General features: G+C 44.6%; 1 protein-coding gene. It reads left to right on the forward strand.

All coding sequences use genetic code 11. The annotated features are described in order from the left end of the window. Window positions 1–1,068: 1,068 nt before the first annotated feature. The coding region (locus ACTIE0_RS24245; RefSeq protein ID WP_439517035.1) for a reverse transcriptase N-terminal domain-containing protein at window positions 1,069–1,607 on the forward strand (539 nt) is incomplete at its 3' end.

Raw genomic sequence — 1,607 nt, forward strand, 5'->3', positions numbered from 1 at the left:
AGCAGTTTGATTCTCTCCATGATGCCATGGATTCCGTTCTCAAAGCTGCGTCCTAACCACCTTGACTAATGCTATAACATCCACGACAGCAATTAGGATACGGTCAACTTCCGCACTTATACAACAAATTACCCCAAAAAGCAAGAGGTTTTTGACAAAACTTTACATAGATTTATGTCAGTCTGGCTGTCGGTGATCAGGTGAGCAGATTGTGGTAACATAATAGGATATCCGCTCAGGTTGCAAGACCTTGGGTTCAGAAAAGATATGCTAAAACATGGCGGATCTTGATGGACTTAAAAAAGTAAGCCAAAGTAGTAGCGATAACACTGTAAAAAGCTAGGCTACACCTAAAAGTGCGAGACGTTCAGGCATGAAATAGGGTTGTAATACCCGAAATAACCGCCTGGTGGGGATTTCAGCCCATCGGTTGAATATAAGAACCTCGCTTCTGACCATCCCCATAACTGTTTATATGTCCCGAAGCGAAAAGCAAGGCAGGGAACTCAAGGTCAATCCCACAAAGAAAATCGTAATGCTCAATTACACCATAAGGAGGAGTATTAAAACCACTTAGGCGATTGTGGGAAAGAGTAACGGCGATAGCCACCCCCAGTTTTAGGAATCACAACCCTAGGATTGAAGCGGGGAACGGAAGGCGTGAGGGAAAACCTATTCCCAATAATCCGACCACTGCCAACCATCCATGACTAAGGAAATCTGAATGTTCCGACTTGAACCATCGTCATTAGCAGGCAGCGAAATAGGTTGACACGCTGCGCCCAAAAGGGTAAGGGGAAAAGTAGGGTTCTTTATATAACACCTACACAGACCTTTAAAGTACTCCGGTGGATAGGACAAGTCTAAAGACGGAATGCCCATATAAACGGAACGTTTTAACCCCTCTTAGGCTCTGATTATCTGGTCGAGATAAACAGTAGTGAAAGTGTAAGCGCCAGCCTATTAGGGGATGAGATGTGACCAGAAGCTAACGCCCTGCTGTAATGGCAGGGATATGCTGACAAGTCACGGTTTGATTGTAAAGAATAGAGTCTAGTAGGAGTCATTATGACGAAAGCGAGTTTAAAGAAAGGGTTTGAGAAATCAAAGCCAATCAAGACTACGAGTGTATGGAAAGCTATACCATGGGCGAAAGTTCAACGTCAAGTTTTCAAGCTCCAAAAGAGGATATTTCAAGCAGCTAAATCGGGACAGGACGCAAAAGCAAGAAGGTGGCAACGTCTACTGGTGAAATCATATTATGCCCGACTCTTAGCAGTGCGGCGAGTGACTCAAGATAATCAAGGCAAAAAGACAGCAGGTGTCGATGGAATGAGAGCAATCTCCCCAAGACAAAGACTGGAACTAGCTAAGAGTATCAAAGGAAATCTCAAAGCAAAACCACTGCGTAGGGTGTGGATTCAAAAACCCGGAAGGGATGAAAAACGTCCTCTGGGAATACCCACTATCCAAGATAGAGCAAGGCAAGCCTTGGTAAAGTCGGCACTCGAACCTGAATGGGAATCGAGGTTTGAAAGCAACAGCTATGGGTTCCGACCCGGACGGTCAGCCCATGATGCAATATCCAGAATCTTTCAAAGTATAAA

This window comes from Limnospira sp. (assembly GCF_051859755.1).
GTDB lineage: Bacteria > Cyanobacteriota > Cyanobacteriia > Cyanobacteriales > Microcoleaceae > Limnospira > Limnospira fusiformis.